22 protein-coding genes are annotated in these 19,653 nt (G+C 70.3%); 3 read left to right on the forward strand and 19 right to left on the reverse strand.

The genetic code is table 11. The annotated features are described in order from the left end of the window. Positions 1-27: 27 nt before the first annotated feature. The 3 genes from ACWDEW_RS02405 to ACWDEW_RS02415 form a co-directional block, all read right to left on the reverse strand. Positions 28-717 carry an aggregation-promoting factor C-terminal-like domain-containing protein gene (locus ACWDEW_RS02405; RefSeq protein ID WP_431252701.1) on the reverse strand — a complete coding sequence of 230 codons (690 nt, stop codon included), beginning with the start codon at positions 715-717 and terminating at the stop codon, positions 28-30. 401 nt (positions 718-1,118) lie between these two features. Further along, positions 1,119-2,444 (reverse strand): PhoH family protein, encoded by a 1,326-nt coding sequence (locus tag ACWDEW_RS02410; protein ID WP_362975463.1) that lies wholly within the window; start codon positions 2,442-2,444, stop codon positions 1,119-1,121. A 310-nt stretch (positions 2,445-2,754) separates the two neighbouring features. Beyond that, the gene (locus ACWDEW_RS02415) at positions 2,755-3,528 is read right to left on the reverse strand and encodes an isoprenyl transferase (RefSeq protein WP_450508827.1); all 774 of its coding nucleotides are present in this window, start codon (positions 3,526-3,528) and stop codon (positions 2,755-2,757) included. 629 nt (positions 3,529-4,157) lie between these two features. Here ACWDEW_RS02415 and ACWDEW_RS02420 point away from each other — a divergent pair. Then, complete coding sequence (locus ACWDEW_RS02420; protein WP_450508829.1) at positions 4,158-5,318, forward strand: winged helix DNA-binding domain-containing protein; 1,161 nt, start codon at positions 4,158-4,160, stop codon at positions 5,316-5,318. A gap of 12 nt (positions 5,319-5,330) precedes the next feature. Here the strand turns inward: ACWDEW_RS02420 and ACWDEW_RS02425 are convergent, their stop codons facing one another. The 4 genes from ACWDEW_RS02425 to ACWDEW_RS02440 all read right to left on the reverse strand — a co-directional run bounded on the left by ACWDEW_RS02425 (position 5,331) and on the right by ACWDEW_RS02440 (position 8,598). Next, positions 5,331-6,116, reverse strand: a complete 786-nt coding sequence (locus tag ACWDEW_RS02425) for a class I SAM-dependent methyltransferase (protein ID WP_450508831.1) — start codon at positions 6,114-6,116, stop codon at positions 5,331-5,333. Positions 6,117-6,178: 62 nt separating this feature from the next. Beyond that, a complete protein-coding gene (locus ACWDEW_RS02430; protein ID WP_450508833.1) occupies positions 6,179-7,051 on the reverse strand; it encodes an LLM class flavin-dependent oxidoreductase in 873 nt (290 codons plus the stop codon). Between the two features lie 40 nt (positions 7,052-7,091). Further along, positions 7,092-7,664, reverse strand: coding sequence for a dihydrofolate reductase family protein (locus ACWDEW_RS02435; protein WP_450509462.1), 573 nt, complete (start codon positions 7,662-7,664; stop codon positions 7,092-7,094). 124 nt (positions 7,665-7,788) lie between these two features. After that, positions 7,789-8,598, reverse strand: coding sequence for a prepilin peptidase (locus ACWDEW_RS02440; protein WP_450508835.1), 810 nt, complete (start codon positions 8,596-8,598; stop codon positions 7,789-7,791). 167 nt (positions 8,599-8,765) lie between these two features. Here ACWDEW_RS02440 and ACWDEW_RS02445 point away from each other — a divergent pair, with 167 nt between their 5' ends. After that, positions 8,766-9,131, forward strand: coding sequence for a DUF192 domain-containing protein (locus ACWDEW_RS02445; RefSeq protein WP_450508837.1), 366 nt, complete (start codon positions 8,766-8,768; stop codon positions 9,129-9,131). Here ACWDEW_RS02445 and ACWDEW_RS02450 read toward each other — a convergent pair. The 5 genes from ACWDEW_RS02450 to ACWDEW_RS02470 all read right to left on the reverse strand — a co-directional run bounded on the left by ACWDEW_RS02450 (position 9,076) and on the right by ACWDEW_RS02470 (position 13,575). Then, on the reverse strand, positions 9,076-9,567 hold the full coding sequence (locus tag ACWDEW_RS02450; protein ID WP_450508839.1) for a hypothetical protein: 492 nt from the start codon (positions 9,565-9,567) through the stop codon (positions 9,076-9,078). The genes ACWDEW_RS02445 and ACWDEW_RS02450 overlap by 56 nt on opposite strands. A 52-nt stretch (positions 9,568-9,619) precedes the next feature. Then, positions 9,620-10,231, reverse strand: coding sequence for a hypothetical protein (locus ACWDEW_RS02455; RefSeq protein ID WP_450508841.1), 612 nt, complete (start codon positions 10,229-10,231; stop codon positions 9,620-9,622). Between the two features lie 20 nt (positions 10,232-10,251). Next, positions 10,252-10,818, reverse strand: coding sequence for a hypothetical protein (locus ACWDEW_RS02460; protein ID WP_450508843.1), 567 nt, complete (start codon positions 10,816-10,818; stop codon positions 10,252-10,254). Between the two features lie 19 nt (positions 10,819-10,837). Beyond that, positions 10,838-12,793 (reverse strand): hypothetical protein, encoded by a 1,956-nt coding sequence (locus tag ACWDEW_RS02465; protein ID WP_450508845.1) that lies wholly within the window; start codon positions 12,791-12,793, stop codon positions 10,838-10,840. A 560-nt stretch (positions 12,794-13,353) separates the two neighbouring features. Beyond that, positions 13,354-13,575, reverse strand: coding sequence for a hypothetical protein (locus tag ACWDEW_RS02470; protein ID WP_450508847.1), 222 nt, complete (start codon positions 13,573-13,575; stop codon positions 13,354-13,356). Between the two features lie 105 nt (positions 13,576-13,680). On the opposite strand from ACWDEW_RS02470, the gene ACWDEW_RS02475 reads away from it, so the two are divergent. Then, complete coding sequence (locus ACWDEW_RS02475; protein ID WP_450508849.1) at positions 13,681-13,854, forward strand: hypothetical protein; 174 nt, start codon at positions 13,681-13,683, stop codon at positions 13,852-13,854. Positions 13,855-13,910: 56 nt separating this feature from the next. Here the strand turns inward: ACWDEW_RS02475 and ACWDEW_RS02480 are convergent, their stop codons facing one another. From ACWDEW_RS02480 to ACWDEW_RS02510, 7 genes are all read right to left on the reverse strand, one after another. Continuing rightward, positions 13,911-14,498 carry an OmpA family protein gene (locus ACWDEW_RS02480; RefSeq protein ID WP_450509463.1) on the reverse strand — a complete coding sequence of 196 codons (588 nt, stop codon included), beginning with the start codon at positions 14,496-14,498 and terminating at the stop codon, positions 13,911-13,913. Between the two features lie 55 nt (positions 14,499-14,553). After that, positions 14,554-15,135, reverse strand: a complete 582-nt coding sequence (locus ACWDEW_RS02485) for a hypothetical protein (protein ID WP_450508851.1) — start codon at positions 15,133-15,135, stop codon at positions 14,554-14,556. Positions 15,136-15,169: 34 nt separating this feature from the next. Then, positions 15,170-15,772: a pilus assembly protein TadG-related protein gene (locus tag ACWDEW_RS02490; RefSeq protein WP_450509465.1), complete on the reverse strand. Its 603-nt coding sequence runs from the start codon at positions 15,770-15,772 to the stop codon at positions 15,170-15,172. Then, a complete protein-coding gene (locus ACWDEW_RS02495) occupies positions 15,769-16,002 on the reverse strand; it encodes a Flp family type IVb pilin (RefSeq protein WP_200717293.1) in 234 nt (77 codons plus the stop codon). The genes ACWDEW_RS02490 and ACWDEW_RS02495 overlap by 4 nt, the downstream gene beginning before the upstream one ends. Positions 16,003-16,149: 147 nt before the next feature. Next, positions 16,150-17,019: a response regulator gene (locus ACWDEW_RS02500; RefSeq protein WP_450508853.1), complete on the reverse strand. Its 870-nt coding sequence runs from the start codon at positions 17,017-17,019 to the stop codon at positions 16,150-16,152. A gap of 53 nt (positions 17,020-17,072) precedes the next feature. Continuing rightward, positions 17,073-18,440, reverse strand: a complete 1,368-nt coding sequence (locus ACWDEW_RS02505) for a sensor histidine kinase (protein ID WP_450509467.1) — start codon at positions 18,438-18,440, stop codon at positions 17,073-17,075. Between the two features lie 308 nt (positions 18,441-18,748). Further along, positions 18,749-19,639 carry a DUF5936 domain-containing protein gene (locus ACWDEW_RS02510; protein ID WP_450508855.1) on the reverse strand — a complete coding sequence of 297 codons (891 nt, stop codon included), beginning with the start codon at positions 19,637-19,639 and terminating at the stop codon, positions 18,749-18,751. Positions 19,640-19,653 lie beyond the last annotated feature (14 nt).

Raw genomic sequence — 19,653 nt, forward strand, 5'->3', positions numbered from 1 at the left:
TTGAGCGGCCCGGGACGGGCGTACGACCTAGTACCAGCTGTTGGCCTGCCAGAACGACCAGGCCTCGCACGGGCTGCCGTAGCGGCTGTCCATGTAGTTGAGGCCCCACTTGATCTGGGTGGCGGGGTTGGTCTGCCAGTCGGAGCCCGCCGAGGAGTACTTGGAGGCGGGCAGTGCCTGGAAGAGGCCGTAGGCGCCGGAGGAGGCGTTGACGGCGTGGTAGTTCCAGCCGGACTCGTGCGACACGATGTTGCTGAAGCACTGGAACTGGCCGCTCGGCACCATCTGGGCGGCCATGGCCTGGATCTGCGAGACCGTGTACGAGCTCTGCACGGGGAAGCTGGAGGAGGAACGGCTGGCCGCGGACTTCGCCGCGGCGCGCTCCTTGGCCAGCTTCTCCGCCTTCTCGGCGGCGGCCTTCTTGGCGACCGCGGTCTTCGCGGCGGCCAGGCGGGCCGACTCCTCGGCGTCCTTCTTGGCGCTGGCGTCGGCCTGGATCGCCTGGGCGTCGGCCTGCTGCGTCAAGGAGGCGGTCTGCACCTGGGCCTGCTGGCCCGTGGGGATGTCCGCCAGGAGCGTGGTGTCGGCTGCCGTCGTCTCGGCGTCATTGTTCTGCGCCTGAGCGACGCTGCCAGAGGCAACGCCCACGACGCTTCCGACGGCGGTGACCGCGGTGGCCGAGGCCACTGCGAATCCCCGGACCGAAATCCGGCTCACACGGTTTCCTTCCAGCATCGTCCGCTTCGGTGACCCTGGCGGACGCAATCGTGCCCCTGAACGCTGGCCTCCCAACTGCGGGGTCACGGGAGGCACGGGCCCGGTGGGCAACTCCCGCTCGGGGAGCGCCGCGTGGAGAGCGGGCGGCATACGACTTCGCTGTGGAGTTGGCTGTGATGCTCAAGTTGGTGCGTACCGCTGGGGGTACACGTGTGTCGTATGCGGGGCCTGACAGGAATGAGACTCTGCCGTAACCGGACGCCGGGTGGCAATTCTGAGTTGCGTGTGAAAGCTCACATCCCGTTTGCCCCAGGGGATTTGGAGAAACAGCAGGACGTCAAAGCGCCGCCCCGCTAAGCTCCTTGGCTTTGCGGGACGGCGCCAACTGACCTGCAACTACCTCAGATTTGGCCGTCCTCCAGCATTTCGGTCACAAGCGCCGCGATCTGGGACCTCTCGGACCTCGTGAGGGTCACATGCGCGAAGAGCGGGTGGCCCTTCAGCTTCTCCACCACGGCGACGACACCGTCGTAGCGGCCGACCCTCAGGTTGTCCCGCTGGGCCACGTCATGAGTGAGAACCACCCGTGAATTGGCGCCGATTCGGGACAGAACGGTCAGCAGGACGTTCCGCTCCAGGGACTGCGCCTCGTCCACGATCACGAACGCGTCGTGCAGCGAGCGTCCGCGGATGTGGGTGAGGGGCAGGACCTCCAGCATCCCGCGGGCGGTGACCTCCTCGATGACCTCGCGGCTGGTGACCGCGGACAGCGTGTCGAAGACCGCCTGGGCCCAGGGGCCCATCTTGTCGGCCTCGGAACCGGGCAGATAGCCCAGTTCCTGTCCGCCCACCGCGTACAGCGGCCGGAAGACCATGACCTTCTTGTGCTGGCGGCGCTCCAGGACCGCCTCCAGGCCCGCGCAGAGCGCGAGCGCGGACTTGCCGGTGCCGGCCCGGCCTCCCATGGACAGGATCCCGACGTCCGGGTCGAGCAGCAGATCCAGCGCGATGCGCTGCTCCGCGCTGCGGCCCTTGATGCCGAAGGCCTCCCGGTCGCCGCGCACCAGCCGGACGTTGCCGTCGGCGGTGACCCGGCCCAGCGCCTTGCCGCGCTCGGACTGGATGGTCAGCCCGGTGTGCACGGGAAGGTCGGCCGCTTCCGGGACGTAGACGTGGCCCTCCTCGAAGAGGATGTCCACCTGTTCGCCCGGCAGGGTCAGTTCGGACATTCCGGTCCAGCCGGAGGAGCCCGTGATGGCCAGTTCCGCGCGGTACTCCTCGGCGAGGAGGCCGACGGAGGAGGCCTTGATCCTGAGCGGAAGGTCCTTCGACACGACGGTGACGTCGTACCCCTCGGCCTGCAGGTTGCGGGCGACCGCGAGGATGCGGGAGTCGTTGTCCCCCAGGCGGTAGCCGCTGGGCAGCACGCTGGGGTCCGAGTGGTTGAGCTCGACCCTGACGGTGCCGCCGAGTTCCCCGATCGGGATGGGGGCGTCGAGGCGGCCGTGCCGGACCCGGAACTCGTCGAGCAGGCGCAGGGCCTGCCGGGCGAAGTAGCCGAGTTCGGGATGGTGCCGCTTGGCCTCCAGCTCTGTGACCACGACGATCGGCAGCACGACTTCGTGCTCGTCGAAGCGGTTCAGTGCGTTCGGGTCGGCCAGCAGAACGCTGGTGTCGAGAACATAGGTGCGCCGGTCAGGCAGGCGGCGCTTTGTGCTGGTCACCACGGAAGGACGTACCCCCTCGGAAGAGGTCGGGGAGCGACGGAGAGGAGCTGGACCGGTCCGGACCGCAGTGCGCGGGCCGAGGACCGGCCCTCCGTCCCGCCCGTACTGACCGCACGGTCGAACTGGTGCAAAGGGCCTCCCGGGCGGACGGCCCCGTGCCGTCCGCTGAGATACGACACCCGTGGTTCGGGCGTCGACCTGCTTGGCTTATGCCCTCGAACATGCGCCGCCATGCCACGGCATATGACGACGCCCTGGTGAACTCCTTGTTACTTGTGCACCAAACGGGGTACTCGGGGCGCCTTGTCCGTCATCCGCCGTAACGCCGGTGTCGCGCGGCGTAGTCACGCATCGCGCGCAGGAAGTCGACCTTGCGGAAGGCCGGCCAGAAGACTTCACAGAAGTAGTACTCGGAGTGGGCCGTCTGCCAGAGCATGAATCCGGACAGCCGCTGTTCTCCACTGGTACGGATCACCAGATCGGGGTCGGGCTGATCGCCCGTGTAGAGGTGCTTGCCGATGAGTTCGACGTCCACGTCGTCGGCGAGCTCCTCCAGCGAGGTGCCCTTGTCGGCGGCGTCCAGGATCATCGAGCGGACCGCGTCGGCGATCTCCTGCCGGCCGCCGTAGCCGATGGCGACGTTGACGAGTATCCCGTCGATGTGCGCGGTGGACTCCTCCGCCTCCTTGAGGGCGGACTGCATTCCCGACGGCAGCAGGTCGAGGGTGCCGACGTGGTGCACGCGCCAACGGCCGTCCGCGGCAAGGGAAGTGACGACGTTCTCGATGATGCCGAGCAGCGGGCCGAGCTCTTCCTGGGGGCGGTCGAAGTTGTCCGTCGACAGCAGCCACAGGGTGACGACCTCGACGTCCGTCTCGCTGCACCAGCCGAGGAACTCCTCGATCTTGTCGCCGCCGGCCTGGTGGCCCTGGACGGTGGTGGAGCCCGCGGCCTTCGCCCAGCGCCGGTTGCCGTCCATGATGACGCCGATGTGCTTGGGCACCGACGCGTGGTCGAGATGGCCTCCCACCCTGCGTGCGTAGAACCTGACCAGCAGGCGGCGCAGGGTGTCGCGCACGTTCACGTGTTGTCAGCCCCTCCGTGGATGGCAGTCCCCGGCGTCGAAGCCTACCCCCGGTGGAGCCCGGTTCCCCCAAGGGGTGTCTGGGCTCATCCCGGTTCGGCACGAAGGTCGGTCTCGGCGTCGGCCGGTACGGGAGGGTGCGAGGGGGCGCGGGGGTCGTCACCGCGGGGCACAAAAAATCGGGCCGGTCCGTGGGGGGGATACGGACCGGCCCGAGGGGGGGTTTCCACCATAACCCTTCGTAAGTGATGCTGCGTGCATCGGCGTGCCACAACTACTCTCCGAAGTCGGCCGACAACACGTCGAGGGGTCCGGAAGCCCTGATTCCAGCCCTGATCATGGCTGGTTCCCGGCGGATTCCGAGGAGGACGTGGAGGTTTTCCGCCACCCCCGGGCGTGTCGCTCTCAGGGGTGACACCGCCCGCGAACGTCCGCTTGACGGGGCAGGGCACCGCGCAGCCCCCTCCACTGCGCGGTGCCGACCGCGCAGCTTTGCTCACGCGAATTACCTTGGTCCGAACTTACGTGAGGAGATGGCCGGAACGCGAGTCGATCTCGATAACGATGTGGAAACCGCGTGGAGGTGTGGAGGACGTGCGGTGACCTAGTTCGGCCCTAGCGTCGGGGGCATGACCGTGAAGATCACTTGGGAGCGGGCAAGCGCCCGCCGTCTCCAACGGCAGTTCCTGGACACCCCGGCCGGGACCGGCACACCGGTCGCCGACGTGGTGGCGTCGATGCTCGCCGCCCACGCGCAGGTGCTGTCGGCGGCCGAGCTGTCGGTGGGGGTACGGGCCGCCGGGCGGACCCGGACGGACGTGCGAACGGCGTTGTGGCAGGCCGACGGCTCACCCGCCGCCCTGCTCAAGACCCACGGCCCGCGCGGCACCGTCCATCTGCTGCCCGCCCGCGAACTCCCGCTCTGGGGCGCCGCGTTGACCGCGATCCCGGGCACGGGCCGGTTCGCCCCCGACATCCGGCTCACCGACCCACAGGCCGCCGAGGTGGTCGCGGCCGTCGCCGACGCCCTGGACGGACAGACCCTGACCATCGACGAACTCGACGAGGCGGTCGTCGCCCGCACCGGCCCGTGGGCAGGCGACCGGGTGATGCCGGCCTTCCAGGACCTGTGGCCGCGCTGGCGCCAGGTCCTGCACCGGGCCGGCCAGTCCGGCGCCCTGTGCTTCGGCCCGAACCGCGGCCGCAAAGTCACCTACACCCGCCCGCCCCGCTTCACCCCGCTCCCCACGGCCGAGGCCCTGCGCACCCTCGTACGGCGATATCTGCGCGCCTACGGTCCGGCGACCCCACCGGATTTCGCCAAATGGCTCGCGGCGCCCGGGGGTTGGGCGACGGCGCTCTTCGAGACCTGCGCCGCCGAGGGCGGAATCGAGGAGGCCGACTTCGAGGGCACGCGCGCGTGGCTGGCGGCGGGCGACACGTCGTTCCCCGACGAACCGGTCCGGGGCGTGCGCCTCCTCCCCTACTTCGACGCCTACGTCATCGCCGCCCAGCCCCGCGAGACGCTGTTCCCGGGTGCCGCGTACCGGCGGGCGCTGGCGGGCGGGCAGGCCGGCAACTACCCCGTGCTGCTGGTCGACGGGGTGGTGGCCGGGGTCTGGCACCAGCGCAGACGAGGACGGCGTACGACCGTCACCGTGGAGCCGCTGGGGAAGCTCTCGGCGCGCCAGGAACGGGAGTTGGGCGAGCGGGCGGAACGGGTGGGCGAAGTGCTGGAGGCGCGGGCCGAGTTGGTGATCGGGGAGGTGGCCTCCGGACCGCACGCCTGAATCAGGCGGATGTCACGCCAGCGGCTTGCGTACGTCGAAGAGGTGCCGGGAGCTGTGGGCCACGAACGGGCCCGTGGCCTCGATCTGCTCGTGCAGGGAACGGAGTTGGGGCTCGTAGGCCTCGACCGTGAAGTCCGGGACCATCCAGATCACCTTGCGCAGAAAGTGCACGACGGCCCCGACGTCGTTGAACTCCATGCGCAGCCGCTCGGCCCGCAGGTCGACGATCTCCAGCCCCGCGGCCTCGGCACCGGCCCGCTCGCGCTCGGGGTCACGGGCACCGCTCACGTCTTCGGGCTGGGGGCCGAGGAAGTGCTCGACGAGTTCGAACGCGCTGCGGGGACCCACGTGCTGGGCGAAGTAGGTGCCACCGGGGCGCAGCACGCGGGCGATCTCCGGCCAGTGGGCGCGGACCGGATGGCGGCTCAGGACGAGGTCGAAGGCGGCGTCGGCGAAGGGCAGCGGGTCGTCCTCGGCCGCCGCGACCACCACGACCCCGCGCGAGCGGAGCAGGGCGGTGGCCCTGGCGACGTTCGGCGGCCAGCCCTCGGTGGCGGCGACCATCATCGGGGGCTGGACGGCGGCCCGGCTCAGGGCGAAGTCGAAGACCTCCCCTCCCCCGGTCTGGACGTCCAGGGCGGTGTTCGCCCAGGTGAGCCGGTCCCCGGCCGTGCGCGCGTACCCCCACGACGGACGTGCCTCCGTGGCCCGCCCCTCGAACCACGAGAAGTCCCAGCCCTCGGTGGGGACGGCGGCCCCTTCCGCGACAAGATCCTCAAAGCTCCTGCTGTTGCCCATGGGGCGATGGTCGCAGGGCGGTGTCAGTGGGCGCTGCCGATTTCCGAAGCAGCGCGGGACGGTCAGGGGACGAGTGCCCTGACCTCCTCCGACGCGAAGCGTACGAAGGCCTCCGGGTCGGGTTCGTCGCCGGTGGGCTGGAGGACGACCGTGTCGGCGCCGGCCTCGGCGAGACGCTGGACTGCCTTCGCCACGGCGTCCGCGTCGCCGGCGACACCGAGGTCGGGGACCGACTCCAGGCCCTCTTCGGCGAGTTCGGCGCGGAGTCGGGCGGCGGCGCCGGGTCCGGTGGCCGTGAGGAGATAGACGACGACCTGGTGCGCTTCGGTACGGCCCGCCGACTCCCGTCCCTCGTCGATGAGTCGGCGGGCCCGCCGGACGCCGTCCGGTGCGGTGGACGCGGTGAGGACCGTACCGTCCGCCGCCGCGCCGGAGAGCCGGAGGGTGCGCGGGCCGCCGGCGCCGGCGAGGATCTCGACGGGACCGGCCGGCGGCCAGTCGAGGCCGACGTCGTCGAGCTTGACGTAGCGTCCCTGGGTCGTGAGCCGTTCCCCGCGCAACAGGGCGCGCAGCGCGTCGAGATGCTCGCGGAGCAGGGTCACCGGGGACTCGGCGCGTGCGCCGACCTGGCCCATCCAGTCCTGTACGCCGTGTCCGACGGCGAGGATCGGGCGCCCCGGGAACAGCCGGTACAGCGTGGCGGCCTCCATCGCGGTGATGGCGACGTTCCGCAGCGGGACCGGGAGCAGTCCGACGCCGATCCGCACCCGCTCGCTCCAGGCGAGCGCCGCCGCGGCGGCCGAGATCCCGCCCTCGCGGAAGCAGTCCTCCCAGAGCCAGAGCTCTTCGAGCCCGGAGGCGTCGGCGAGTTCGACCACCGCCCGCAGGCGCTCGGGGGGAAGTTGGGGCCGGAACACCGCGCCGAGTCCAGTCATGGTTTCTTCCTATCCGGTGGGAGCACGGCCGACAACGGATTTACGGGGCGACCCGCTCGTAGCGCAGCAGGACGACCCCGTTGCCGAAGGCGCGGTTCTCGACGAGGCGGAGCGCGGTGTGGGTGTCGGCCTCGGGGAACATCCGCTTCCCGCGGCCGATGAGGACCGGGTGGACGTACACCTTGATCTCGTCGACGAGGCCGAGCCGGAGGAAGGTGGCGGCGAGGTCGGCGCCGCCGAGGCAGAGGTCGCCGCCGGGCTGCTCCTTGAGGGCGCGCAGTTCCTCGGGGACGACCTCGGACACGATGGTCGTGTTCCACTCGGCGGGACCGCCGGGCAGGGTCCGCGAGTACACGATCTTCGGCTTGTCCCGCCAGATGGCGGCGAACTCGGCGGTGACCGCGGAGGCGTCCGGGTCGGCGTCGGCGGTGGGCCAGTAGGCGGCCATCAGTTCGTGGGTGACCCGGCCGTCGAGGAAGGCGCCCATGGGCCTGAGGGTGTCGTTCATGTGCTGGTGGAGTTCTTCGTCGACCAGATGCCAGCTGATGTCCCGGTCGGGGCCCTCCAGGAAACCGTCGAGGGACACGGACATCATGTAGGAGATCTTCCGCACGGGTACGGCACCTCGTTCGTCGTCGGTCCCCTGGTTTCCCGGGTTCACCACCGTTGGTCTCCCGGGTTCACCACCGTTCGTCTCCCGGGTTCACCACCGTTCGTCTCCCGGGTTCACCACCGTCTCACGCCACCGCGAACGCTCCCAGCACCACGCCCGTGAACGCGCCGCCGAGCATGAACGGCCCCAGCGGAATCGCCGTCTTACGGCCCGCCCGGCGCAGCGCGACCATGCCGAGGCCGTACAGCGCGCCGTACAGCACCCCCGCGAAGGCCCCCGTGCCGAGCACCGGCCAGCCGTACCAGCCGAGGGCCGTGCCGAGGGCGAGGGCGAGCTTCACATCGCCGAAGCCCATGCCGGCGGGGTTGATGAGATACAGCACCAAGTACCCGGCGCCGAGGGCGAGTCCACCGAGCAGGGCGGTGAGCCAGGAGCCCGCGCCGGCGGGCAGCAGGGCCGCGACACCGAGGAGGGCGAGGGTGGCGGCGGCGAGCGGGAGGGTGAGGACGTCGGGGAGGCGGTGCACCCGGTGGTCGACGAGCGCGAGAAGAACGGCCACGGGGGCGGCGAGCAGCCACACGACGAGTTCGGGGTGGGGGCCGGTGGCCGCGGCGAGGGCCGCGCAGACGAGGGCGGTCGCGGTGGATACGACGGGGGTGCTGGGGCCGTAGGGACCGCACGGGTGTGAGCCGTTGATGCCGTTGATGCCGTTGATGCCGTTGATGCTGTCGATGGTGGTGTCGATGCCGCCGGTCCCGTTGCAGCGGGCGCGGCCCAGCCAGCCGTCGAACGGGCCCTTGATCGGGTGGCCGTCGGGGCAGTGTCCGTTCCAGGGGTCCTCGGCGTCCACGGAGAGGCGGTGGGCGGCGCGGGGCAGCAGGAGGCCCGACCACGCGCCCCACAGGGCACCCACGACGATCAGAATCAGGCGCACGCGGGGACGATATCCGGGTGGCGGCGGGCGGGGCATGGGTCCGTGGGCCCATGTGGGGCCCAGTCAGGGATGGATACGGTCGATCGACACCGGAGGGACAGGGGACAGCGGACAGCGGACAGCGGACAGGGATATGGATCCGGAGTGGCGGCGGAAGGTGGCCTGATATGGGACGACGGTGGAGTGACGGGCGGGGGAAGCTGGTCGTGCGGGGGGCCGCGGGGGCGGTCGCCGTTCCGCTGGAGTTCGCGACCTCCTACTGGGCGCGGACGAAGGGGCTGCTCGGCCGGGACGGGATCGAGGGGGCGATGCTGCTCTCGCCGGCGAGCAGTGTGCACACGTTCCGGATGTGCTTCCCGATCGATGTGGCGTACCTGAACCGGAAGTTGGAGGTCGTCGCCGTCCACACGATGAGGCCGGGACGGCTGGGCCTGCCGCGGCTCCGCTCCCGGCATGTGCTGGAGGCTGAGGCGGGGGTCATGGCGGGGTGGGGGCTGGAGGTGGGGGTCCGGGTGGCGGTGGAGACGGAGTAGGGGGAACCGGGGGCAGGTCCGGTACCTGTGCCGTCACGTCGTAGACACGGAACGGGTAGAGGTCGGCGTCCGCGCCGTAGCCCGTCTCGACCGACTCCATGCTGCATCGGACCCTGCGGCCGTCGGGGACCGCCGCCCAAGTGGCGCTCGGCGGGTAGGACTCGGCGGGGTAGAGGACCGAGCTGCCCACCCTGGCCGCGATACCGAGGGCGAGGTCCGCTTCCGTGAGGTCGCCGGCTGCCGGGGCGGTGACGGTGATGTCGAGGGAGAGCGCCAGGTCGCCCGGAGGCAGCGGGCAGTAGGTGCAGAGCACCGGGGCGGCCCAGTTCCGGTCCTCCTGGTCCCCGCCCTGGTGCGCCACGTCCACGGCCTCCTCGGGGAGGTCCAGCAAGTCCGCCAGGGCGCGCCGGAGTTCGGCGGGTCGCGGCTCCGTCACGACGAAGAGGTTCGCGAGCAGCATTCTCAACCTGGCCTGCTTTCCCGCTCGTTCACGGCGGCAGTGTGCCGTCCGCCGTCAGGCGGGCGAGGGTTTCGCGGCTTCGGGGGACCGTGCCGTGCCAGTGGAGCATCGACACGGCCTGTTCGGTGGCGACGCCGAACCGGGCGTACCGCTCGGCGAGTTCCATCGCCCACGGGGTCACCAGGGTGTCGTCGTCGACGCACATGCCGAGCCAGGTGAAGACCTCGCCGGCGATCCAGCCGCCGATCCAGGTCACCCACCGCCGGACGAAGCGCTCCGCCTCCTCGCCGTCCGCGTCCGCGGGTGCACCGGGGATGCCGAGCAGCGCGCACTCCCGCATCGCCTCCGTCATGCGCTCCTGGGTGACCTGGCCCGCGTAGGGCATGAACTCCCGCAGCACGACACGGATTTCGAGCCAGGCGGGCTCCTCTTCCTCGTCCTCGTCGCCGGTCCGATCGGGGGCGGGGACGGGGTCGGGCACCGGGGCCGCGGGGGCGCAGGCCTCCAGGACCGCCCGTGCGCGGGCGATGTTCGCCTCGGTCTCCGGGAGTTCCCGGGGCCAGATGAAGCCGGTGTCCCAGCTGTAGGGGAGTTCTCGTACGACGGCGGGCAGCAGCGGGTGTTCTCCCGGCTCCTCCAACTTCCGCTTCCTTTCCCGGGTCAGATCGTTCCGGGGTGGAGGGTCTCCGCGTTCGGGCCGGTGTCCTGCCCGTACTCGGACTCCCAGCGGCGCATGTCCTCGGCATTGCCGATTCTGATGCCGAAGGGCCATGTCGGATCGAAGAAGAGCCAGTAGCGGGACTCCAGTTCGAGGGCGAGGCACTTGACCACACCCTCCCCTGGATTGGAGCCCGCGTCCGTGAAGGGGCGGACGGCCGTGCAGCGGAGGCGGTCCCAGCTGTCGCCGAAGAGCTGCTCGCCCTGGGAGGCCAGGGCGAGTTCGTCCCCCTCCTCCTCGATGGCCGCGTAGAGGTCGACGCCGCCCAGGGTGACCCTGTCCACCACCCGGACCTCCAACTGGCCGTACCCGCCGACCGATTCCAGACGCAGGGCCCCGTCGTCGAGAAGGACGAAGACGACGAGCGGCTGGGGGACGAACCGGGACATCGTCTCGTCCCGGTCGATCCGGCCCGGCACCAGGACATCCGTGACGCACCGCCGGCGGAGCACCTCCTCCGTGCTGCTCCAGGGAGTCGGCCCCGAAGGGGACGGGCTTGCAGGCGGCACAGCTGCTCCTGTCATTCGGTCACTCGGCCTTCTTGGTGATCTGGAGGGATGTGTCGAGGCCCTCGCCGGACTTCAGCACGGTCCAGAAGTCGCCGTTCTCGTGCAGGACGACGGTCACGCCCCTGCCACGGTAGATGAGACCCTCCGCCTCGCCCTTCTTCAGCGTGCCCTTGCCGACGAGCTTGAACGTGCCGTTCTTGATGTTGGCCTCGACGTCCTGCAGGAAGCGCGGGCCGTCCTCCTTGAGCTTCTTGTACTTGGTGCCCAGCGCGTCCTCCAGCAGCTTCTTGTGGCGCAGGAAGTGGTCCTTGAACTTCTTGGGGTCGCCCTGGTTCACGGTCGGCTTCTTGGCCGCCTCGACCTCTTCCTTGGTCATCCGCCCGGCCGCCTGGTCGGCCTCGTCCGCCTGCTTGCGGGCCTCCTCGGCCTCCTTCTCGGCGTCCTCGTCGCAGTCCTTGCCCTGGGCGAGTACGACGTACGGCGAGCTGCCGGCGGCCAGGACCGTGGTGCCCGTGCCGCTGCCTCCGAACGTGGGGCCGTCGCTGTCGCCGTACGGGATCCGACGGCGGGGTGCGCCGACCAGGCAGCCGGTCTGCCGGGCCTTCTTCTCGGCTGCCTCGGCCGCTTCGTCGGCCTCCTTGGCCGCCTTCTCGGCGCCCGCCACGTCACCGGCCTTGGCCGCCTTCTTCGCGTCCTCCGCCGCCTTGGCCGCCTTCTCGGCGAGTTCGCCGAGCTTGCCCAACTTGCCGATCTTGCCCAGGTCGCCGACCTTTTCGACGATCTTGGCGCCGTCGTAGCCCGGGATGAAGAGCGAGCCGACGTTCCACAGGACGTGGGTGACGGCGCGGGTCTTGTCGCCGTTCTTCCAGTCCTTGGCTACGTCGTCACCGATGAACACGTCGTAGAGGACCGTGCCGCCGGTCTTCACGGAGGCGCTGCCCCAGTCCCACAGGGCGCCGCCGTAGTCGCCGTCGGACCACTTCTTGCCGGCGTCCTTGGAGTTCTTGGACCAGTCGTCGCCGAGCTGTTTGCCGTAGTCGCCGATGCCCTTCACGGTGTCGATGGGGTGGCGGACCATGTCGTAGATGCCGGTGAGGTCGCCCCAGACGCCGTCCACGAAGAGGCCCTGGCCGACTTGCTTGACCTGGTCGCCGGCGCAGCCGAAGAAGGCGCCCACGCCGGAGAAGCAACCGTCGTCGTTGCCCTTCTCATCTGCGGCGGCGGGGACGGGCTTGTCGGCGGCAGGGGCGGGCTTGTCGGCGCCCGTCGTGTCGGTCCCGGTGGTTGTGGTGCCGGTCCCGGTGGTGGAGGTGGCGGTCCCGGTGGTTGAGGTGCCGGTGCCACAGGCCATGCCGGTGACCTTGCAGACCTCCGACTGGATGCCGCTGAAGATCTGCGTGCCCAGGCCGGTGACCAGCAGGGCGGTGATGATGGCGGCGACGATCGCGATGAATCCGGCGTACTCCACCGCCGTCTGCCCCTCGTCCCGGCGCCAACGGATCAGCCGGGCAAGGGAGAAGGGGCGGCGCTCGACGCGTTCCAGTCCGGCGAGGCCGTACCACTGGCGGCTCTCCGGGCGGAACAGGAGGAAGAGGATGACGATCGGGAGGAAGAGCTGGAGACCGCCGCGGGCGGACCCGGAGGTGAGGTTGACGACACCGCCGAGGATCAACCAGCCCTGTACGACGAGGAGTCCGAGCCTGATCCTGGTCCCGCCCTCCCAGCTGCGGCGGGCCAGCCACCAGCCGAGGACGCCCGGCGCGGCGGCGTAGGCGACGAGCGCGACGACCTGGCCGTCGAGGGTGTCGTACGAGGCGGCGGTCAGGAGGACGCCGAGTCCGCCGACCACGGTGACCGCGAAGAGTGCGTGGACCAGCACCAGTGCGGTGGCGAGCGGGGTGGGTATCTCGCGCCGCCCGCTCGGTCCGCTGCCCACCCCGACGACTCCCCCGCCCGTTCCCCCCATCGAGGTCATGTCTCCCCGTCCCCCGTCGTCTGTCGCTCAACTCCACTGGAGCTTCCAGAGGTTAGGGACGGGGCGGGCGCCCGAGATGGGCCCGTGGGCCCAAATCGGTACCCAAGTACCGGGTGGGGACGGCGTCTGTGGTGTCGCCGGTCCCGGGGCAGGACTTGCGGGAGGCATTGCTCGGGCTCAACCGGCCCGAGGTTGCCTACGTCGTCCGCTGCGGCGGCGGTGAGGGGTGCGTGGGGGTGAGTCGGGCCGGTACTCCGACGAGGCTCCGGATGACGTCGGAGTACACGCGCGGTCCCAGTCGGACCGTCAGCCGTCGTTGAACCCCGGCGCGTGGGCCCGGCGGTGGCCTTGAGGCGACGAGCGAGGCGCTGTGCGGCACCGTCCTCACGTCCGGCCGGACCTGGTGGGGAGTGGCCTCACCCTCTGCCGACTTGAGCGGTGTGGCCCTCTGTCGGTGTCCACCAGGGGCACCTCCTCCGCGAAAGCGTGACGCTTTGGCGAAACATGTCACACTTTCGCGCCACCCTCCCTGTCAGCGGTACCCCGGGCGCCGTTCGACTTCAAAGATCCTCGACCCCACCGTCGTCGTCGGCCTCCGAGTGCGGCGGCCCCAGGCGCGCACCCCGCGACTCGGCCTTCCGAGTACCGCCCAACACGTCCACCGCCAGCGCGAGTTGGGTGGCCTGCGTCTCGTCCGCGAGGCGCGACAGGTACCCGCCCTCACTGCCGGTCGACAGGTAGCAGGGCTTGAGATCGATGCCGAAGTCGGCCGCCAGGACCAAGGAGATCCGGCGCCGCCGCTGAACGCTCTTCAGGTCACACTCCCGTTCGGCCAGCAGTGCGGCACGTACCCGCTGGGCCGCGCGGTACCCGGTGTCGACCGGCTGATGCGGGAGTTGGGGCTCGCGCGAGGCACTGCCCGCAAGACGCTGGTCCTGCCGGCCGAGTTGGGCAATGTGCGGACGGTCCTCGGCAAGGCGCCGCTCGTCATCGAGCGCGAGGCCAAGGATCCGCCCGCCGACGCGCTCGAAGGCAACGAAACCGCGGACCGACGACCGTGAGCCCGCCCCGCCTGGTATCGCGCGGAGCGGGCCGGTGTTTCATCTCGGTCGGTCGGTCAGCTCTCCGTGCGCGGGAACGTCACCTCGACCCTGCGGTTCTTCTTGCGGCCGGCCTCCGTGGAGTTGTCGGCGATCGGGTACTGCTCGCCGTAGCCGCGTACCTCGAAGGTGATGTTCGGGTCGTTCAAGTCGGCGTCCAGGACGGCCTGTACGGCGTCGGCGCGCTGCTTGGAGAGGACGTCGCCGTGTGCGGAGGAGCCGAGGTTGTCGGTGAAGCCGAAGACGCGGACCGTGGTCGCGTTCTGCTTCTTGATCTCCGCGGCGATCGCGTCGATACGGGACTTCGCCGCGGCGCTCAGCTTGGAACTGTCCTTACTGAAGAGGACCTCGGCCTGGAGGGCGAAGGTCACGTCCGAGTTGGTGTCCTCGCGGCGTTCCTCTCCGCCCTGGTCCTCCACGACGGACTTGATGTCCAGGACCTTGGGGGCGGCGAGCGTGGCGCCTTCGGGGAGCTTCAGGTCTGGGTCGTTCGGGTCGACCCGCACCGGGGCGGAGGCGGAGGCCTCGGTGCCCGGCGGGACGCTGGGGCTCGGGGTGTCGTCGGCGTGGGCCGTGACCGCGCCGACGATGTTCGCGGCGACCATGAGGGCGGCGGCGGTGACGACTAGGGGGAGGCGGAGAGTGGTGGTCACTGTGGCCTCACCCGGAGATCTTGATGGTGCCGCTGGCGAAGGTGGGCAGTTGCAGGGTGACTTCGGACGTGGTCGACGGCGGAGCCGGGAACTGCATGAAGACCGGAAGGGTCTGACCGGCGTTGAGGGACCCGAAGTCCGTCGTCGTCAGCGGTCGTCCGTCCGTGTCGCGCAGCACGTAGTAGCGCTTCTTCGCCGTGGAGTCCACGAGGGTCGCGCCACCGAGCGACGTGCCGTGCCGCAGGATCTCGGTCTCGTCGCCGCGCAACGCCACAGGAATCGCCACGGACTTGTCGCCGTCGTTCTTGATGACGCCGTTCACGGTGAGGAATCCGCCCGAATCACGAGCGGCGGAGGTGACCTGGAGCAACAGCCCGTCCGGGCCGGTGAGTTCGGCCAAAGGCGCCTGGGACTGTCCCTCCTGAGCACTCGGCTGGGATCCACTGGTCTTCGAGGGGGACGCCGAAGTGTCAGGCTTCTTGGCGTCGTTACCGCTCCCGCCGCAGCCGGCCACACCGAGGGCCAGGCCCGCCGCAACGGTCAACGCCACCATCCCCCTGCGGGCCTGCGCAGTGAACCGAATGCTCATCACTCTGCTTCCTTCGTCACTCGTCGTTCGTTTGTCAGTCGGCCAGATGGACGTCGAAAAGGTCCTCGGGTCCCGGGAGACCGGTGGGGTCGGTCGGGTCGGGGTCCCACTTCCTGCCGTCCTTGCAGGTGAGTTCCGGCAGCACGGTGCCCCCGGCACCCGCGCCGGGGAGTTGGAAGGTGCAGAGCGGCTCGATGACCGCCGCGGCGGAGGCGTTCGACCTCTTGCCCTCCGTGACGGGGACGATCGACTTTCCCATCGTCTTCCTTGTCTGCACAGTGACGTCGTAGCGCATGCGGAAGGCGTTCGGGGCGCATCCAGTCACATCGGCGTCGTTCTGGGCCGCGAGTTGGGCGGCCCGTCCGCATCCGCCGAAATCCACGCCCTTGCCGTCGAAGACGTCCTGCCACTTGATGGGGTCAAGTACGTCGGTCACCCACAAGTCCGCGAGTTGCTTCCGGGTGTCCTGCGCCGCCGCGAGCGCCGCCGCATCGGCGGCCGTCTGGGCGCCACTCCGGTTCACCGTGGCCTGGCCGACCGCGAAGTACACCAACGCAAGGAAGAGCAGACCCCCCACCACCGTGATGTAGATGGGGAAGGCCTGCCCTGCGTCTCCGTATTGGTGTGGTCGTGTCAGCCGCCGACCTGGTTGATCAGACCGGTGATCTTCGTCATGATCGTCGTACCGATGCTGGTACCCGTGATGGCCAGCACGATCGCCACGACCACCGCGATGATGCCCAGGTACTCCACCGCGGTCTGCCCCTCGTCGCCGGCGCGGCGCCGAACGGCCGCGACGGTCGTGTTCTTCCAGTTGTTCACGCGGACCTTGGTCGCGACGGCGGTCTTCAGCATCAGGTCGCTCATGGTGTTCCCCTCCGAGTGACGCGTTACCGGCTTCCTCGTCGCCGGTGCCGCTTTCGACATGAGAACGGTATGCCCGCAACAGCGGTACGTCAGAGGGTCCCAGGGCCCAATCCCGGGCCCAATCGGAGTCCCAACCGTTCACCGCAGTCACCCCAGCCCTCGGGTCGAACCCGGTGCCGTGCCGAGCCACTTGGCCGCGGCCTCGGAGCGACTCGTGCTGTGGAGTTTGGCGAAGATGCGGTTGATGTGGTTCTTGACGGTCTTCTCGGAGATGAAGCAGGTGGCGGCGATCTGCTGGTTGGTCATGCCGGACGCTATGTGGTCCATGATCTCCGCCTCCCTCGCGCTCAGTTGGAACCGTGACCTGTCCGGCGTCAACTGTCGCACATTCGGTTGCAGTTGCGAAAGCCCTTTGGGTGAAGTCGTCGGTGGCAAGGGTGGAGAGGGTTCCATCGCATGTGCAGTTGCACTTAGTTGAGGCTCGTAGGAGCCCAGGCCCTCCGGCAGTGCCGGGCCTGTCCGTTCCTGGCGCAGCTGGGCCAGGAGGGCGCCCGCCGCCGACGGTGTGAAGTGGGCCCTGCCCTGCTTGATGTCCCTTACGGCGGCGACCAGTTCGTCCGCGGTGAACTCGCCGTGGACCAGATAGCCGCCCGCCCCTCGGCGCAGCGCCTCCTGGACGATCTCCGACTCCCTGCTGTACGTGAGCATCACGACCGGGGCGATCCCCACCAGGTACGGGAGCGCGGAGATGCCGTCCACGCCGGGCATGCGTACGTCCAGGAGGACCACGTCGGGGCGGTGCAGCCGGGCCGCCTCGTAGGCCTCGCGACCGTCCGTCGCCTCCGCCACGACCGTGATGTCCGCGCGGCCCGACAGCAGTGCCGTGAGGCCGGCCCGGACCACGGGGTTGTCGTCCGCCACCACCACCCGAAGGGGTGAAGTCGGCGCGGGCTGCGGGAAGTTCGGGAACGGGTTCGGCTGCGGCGCGCCGGGGTGGGGCGTCGTGTGGTCCGGCATGGCTGCCTCCTCTCGGGTCGTCGGGTGGGGGGATGGAGAAGCTTCGCGTCTCGCTACGTCTTCGCGGTCAGGGCTTCCAGCGGGAGTTCCAGGCGGACTTCCGTGCCCTTGGGGTGGCCGCCCCGGCCGATGCGGATGCGGGCGCCCACCGATGCCGCCCGCTCCACCATGCCGACCAGGCCGAAGTGGCCTGCCCTGCGCAGCTGTTCGAGGGTCGTGCCGGGAGGGAGGCCGCGGCCGTCGTCGTAGACGCTGATGCGGAGCAGGCTGTCGTGGACTCCGGCCCGTACGTCGACCTTGGTGGGGGCCGCGTGGCGGTGGGCGTTCTCCATCGCCTCCGTCGCGATGGTGAGGAGTTGGCGGGCCACGGCGGGCGGGACCGGGGGGACGCCGTGTTCGCCGGTGGGGCGGTAGGTCGTGGGCAGGCCGGTTCTGGTGCTGAAGTCCCTTGTACGGGCGGCCAGTTCGACCAGTACGTCCGTGCCCTCGTCCGGGTCGGACTCGCGGCGCAGGTCCGCCAGGAGTTCGCGGGACTCCGCGGCGGCCCGGCGCGCCGAGCGGGCCACCAGTTCCGCCTGCTGTTTCACCAGGGCCGGGTCCATGCGGTCCGCGCCCGCCGAGCCGACCAGGCCGTCCGCCGCGAGGGCCACGCCGTGCAGGGTCTTCGCCACCGAGTCGTGCAACTCGCGTGCCAGGCGGGCCCGTTCGGCGCCCACCGCCTCGGTCACGGCCAGCCTCGCCTGGACCGTCGTCAACGCCGTCGTCGCTTCGCCGAAGCGGAGCATCAGGTTGCGCAGGGTCACTCCCACCGCGCCGGCGATCACGCACAGGCCGGGGAGGAGGGAGGCTTCCGCGACGCCCCGGTGGGCGTCGGCCGCCGCCGTCTGCGCCAGGAGCAGGATGACCGCCTGGAGACCTGCGAAGCAGCCGGCGCCGCGCCAGCCGTAGACGATGCCGGCGAGCAGGGGGGTGCAGACGCTGACGTAGGCGAGGGTGCTGGTGGGGCCGGCGGAGATGAGGAGCAGGGCGGCGAAGAGGGTGTCCAGGGCGAGGAGGGAGGGGTGGCGGAGGAGGAGGGGGCCGAAGCGTTCCCAGTCCCTGAACAGGACGTAGGAGGCCATGAAGGTGACGACGACGGCTGCGCCTACCAGGCGGGTGGCTACGCCGGGGTTGGCGTTGAGGAGGGCGGAGGGGGCGGCCAGGGCGATCATCGCGAGGCGGAAGCCGAAGACCTGCCGGCACATTGCCTGGAGGGCGCTGATCTGGATGGGGAGAGCCACGACCCGGCCTTCGGCCGGGACCTTGCTCCCACCCGCACCACCCGTTGCACTTTCGTTGTCGGGTGCGGGTGGCCCCTGTGGGGCGCCCTCGCCGTCGGCGGCCAGCCGTACGTCGTCGGCCTGCCGGGCCGCCTTCGGCATCCCCGACACCGCCGACACCGCCGACACGACCGAAACCGCCGGCCCCGGCTGCGTCGGCACCCCTGGCAACCTCGCCCCCGACCCACCCGGCCCATCCAGCCCCGCCGACGCCACCGACCCCACCGGCGTCCACCCCGGCGGCAGCGCAGGCGTCACCGTCGTCACCGGTATGTCCGTTGCCCCGGACCGCACATGGTCCGGCAGGACCGTCCCCGCCGGCGGAGTCGTGATCTCCGCCGGCTTCGGGCGTCGTCGTAGTCGTCCCGTTCGTTCCTCCGTCGTCGCCATCCGCCCCTCGCCCCCGTCCCCTACTTGCCCGTGATCGTGCTGAAGTCCGTGCCGGAGCCGAGGAGGAGGCCCGCGCCGAGGAGGAGCATCGTGGCCGGGACCATGAACGTGGTGATCATCATGGTGGCCTTCGGGACCGCACGGGCCGCCTTCCTCCGCGCGTTCTGCGCGTCCGTGCGGCGCATGTCCTTCGCCAGGGCGACCAGCGTGTCGACGATCGGCGCGCCCAGCTCCTCGCCCTGCTGCAACGCCGTGACGAACATGGCCACTTGCTCGCTGTCGTTGCGCCGGCGCAGTTCCGTGAAGGCCGCGCGGCGGCTCATGCCCAGGTCCATCTGGCGGAGGGTGATGCGGAGTTCGTCCGCCCACGGGCCCTCGTACTTCGACGCCACCCGGTCCAGCGCCTGGCGGAAGCCCAGGCCCGCGCTCACCACCACCGCCAGCACGTCCAGGAAGTCCGGCAGGGTCCGTTCGATCACGTCCTTGCGGATCCGGATCGCCGACCAGATGCCGACCTCCGTCCAGAACGCGCCGAAGGCGAAGAGGATGATGGCGAGGAGATAGTTCCCCTTCAAGAGGAACACCAGACCACCGAAGCCGCCGAGGAAGCCGTAGACCGCCCGGCGGGCCGCGTAGCGGTCGATCGTCAGGCCGCCCGGATTGCCCGCGAGGTCGATCTTGCGCCGGTACTTGGCGACCTGCTTGGGGCCCATCAGGCGCAGGACCGTGGGGGCGTAGCGCATGCCCAGGCGGTCCACGACGGAGTCGACCGCGCCGGTGCGGGTCGCGCCGACCTCAAGGGCCAGGACCAGGTCGGTGGGGAGTTTCGCGTCCGCTCGGTACATGCGGATGCCGGCGAAGATGCCCCACACGCTGAGGCCCATGACCAGTCCGAGGACGAGTGCCGTCATCAGGTTCCCCCCTC

It is taken from the genome of Streptomyces sp. NPDC001100 (assembly GCF_053598575.1).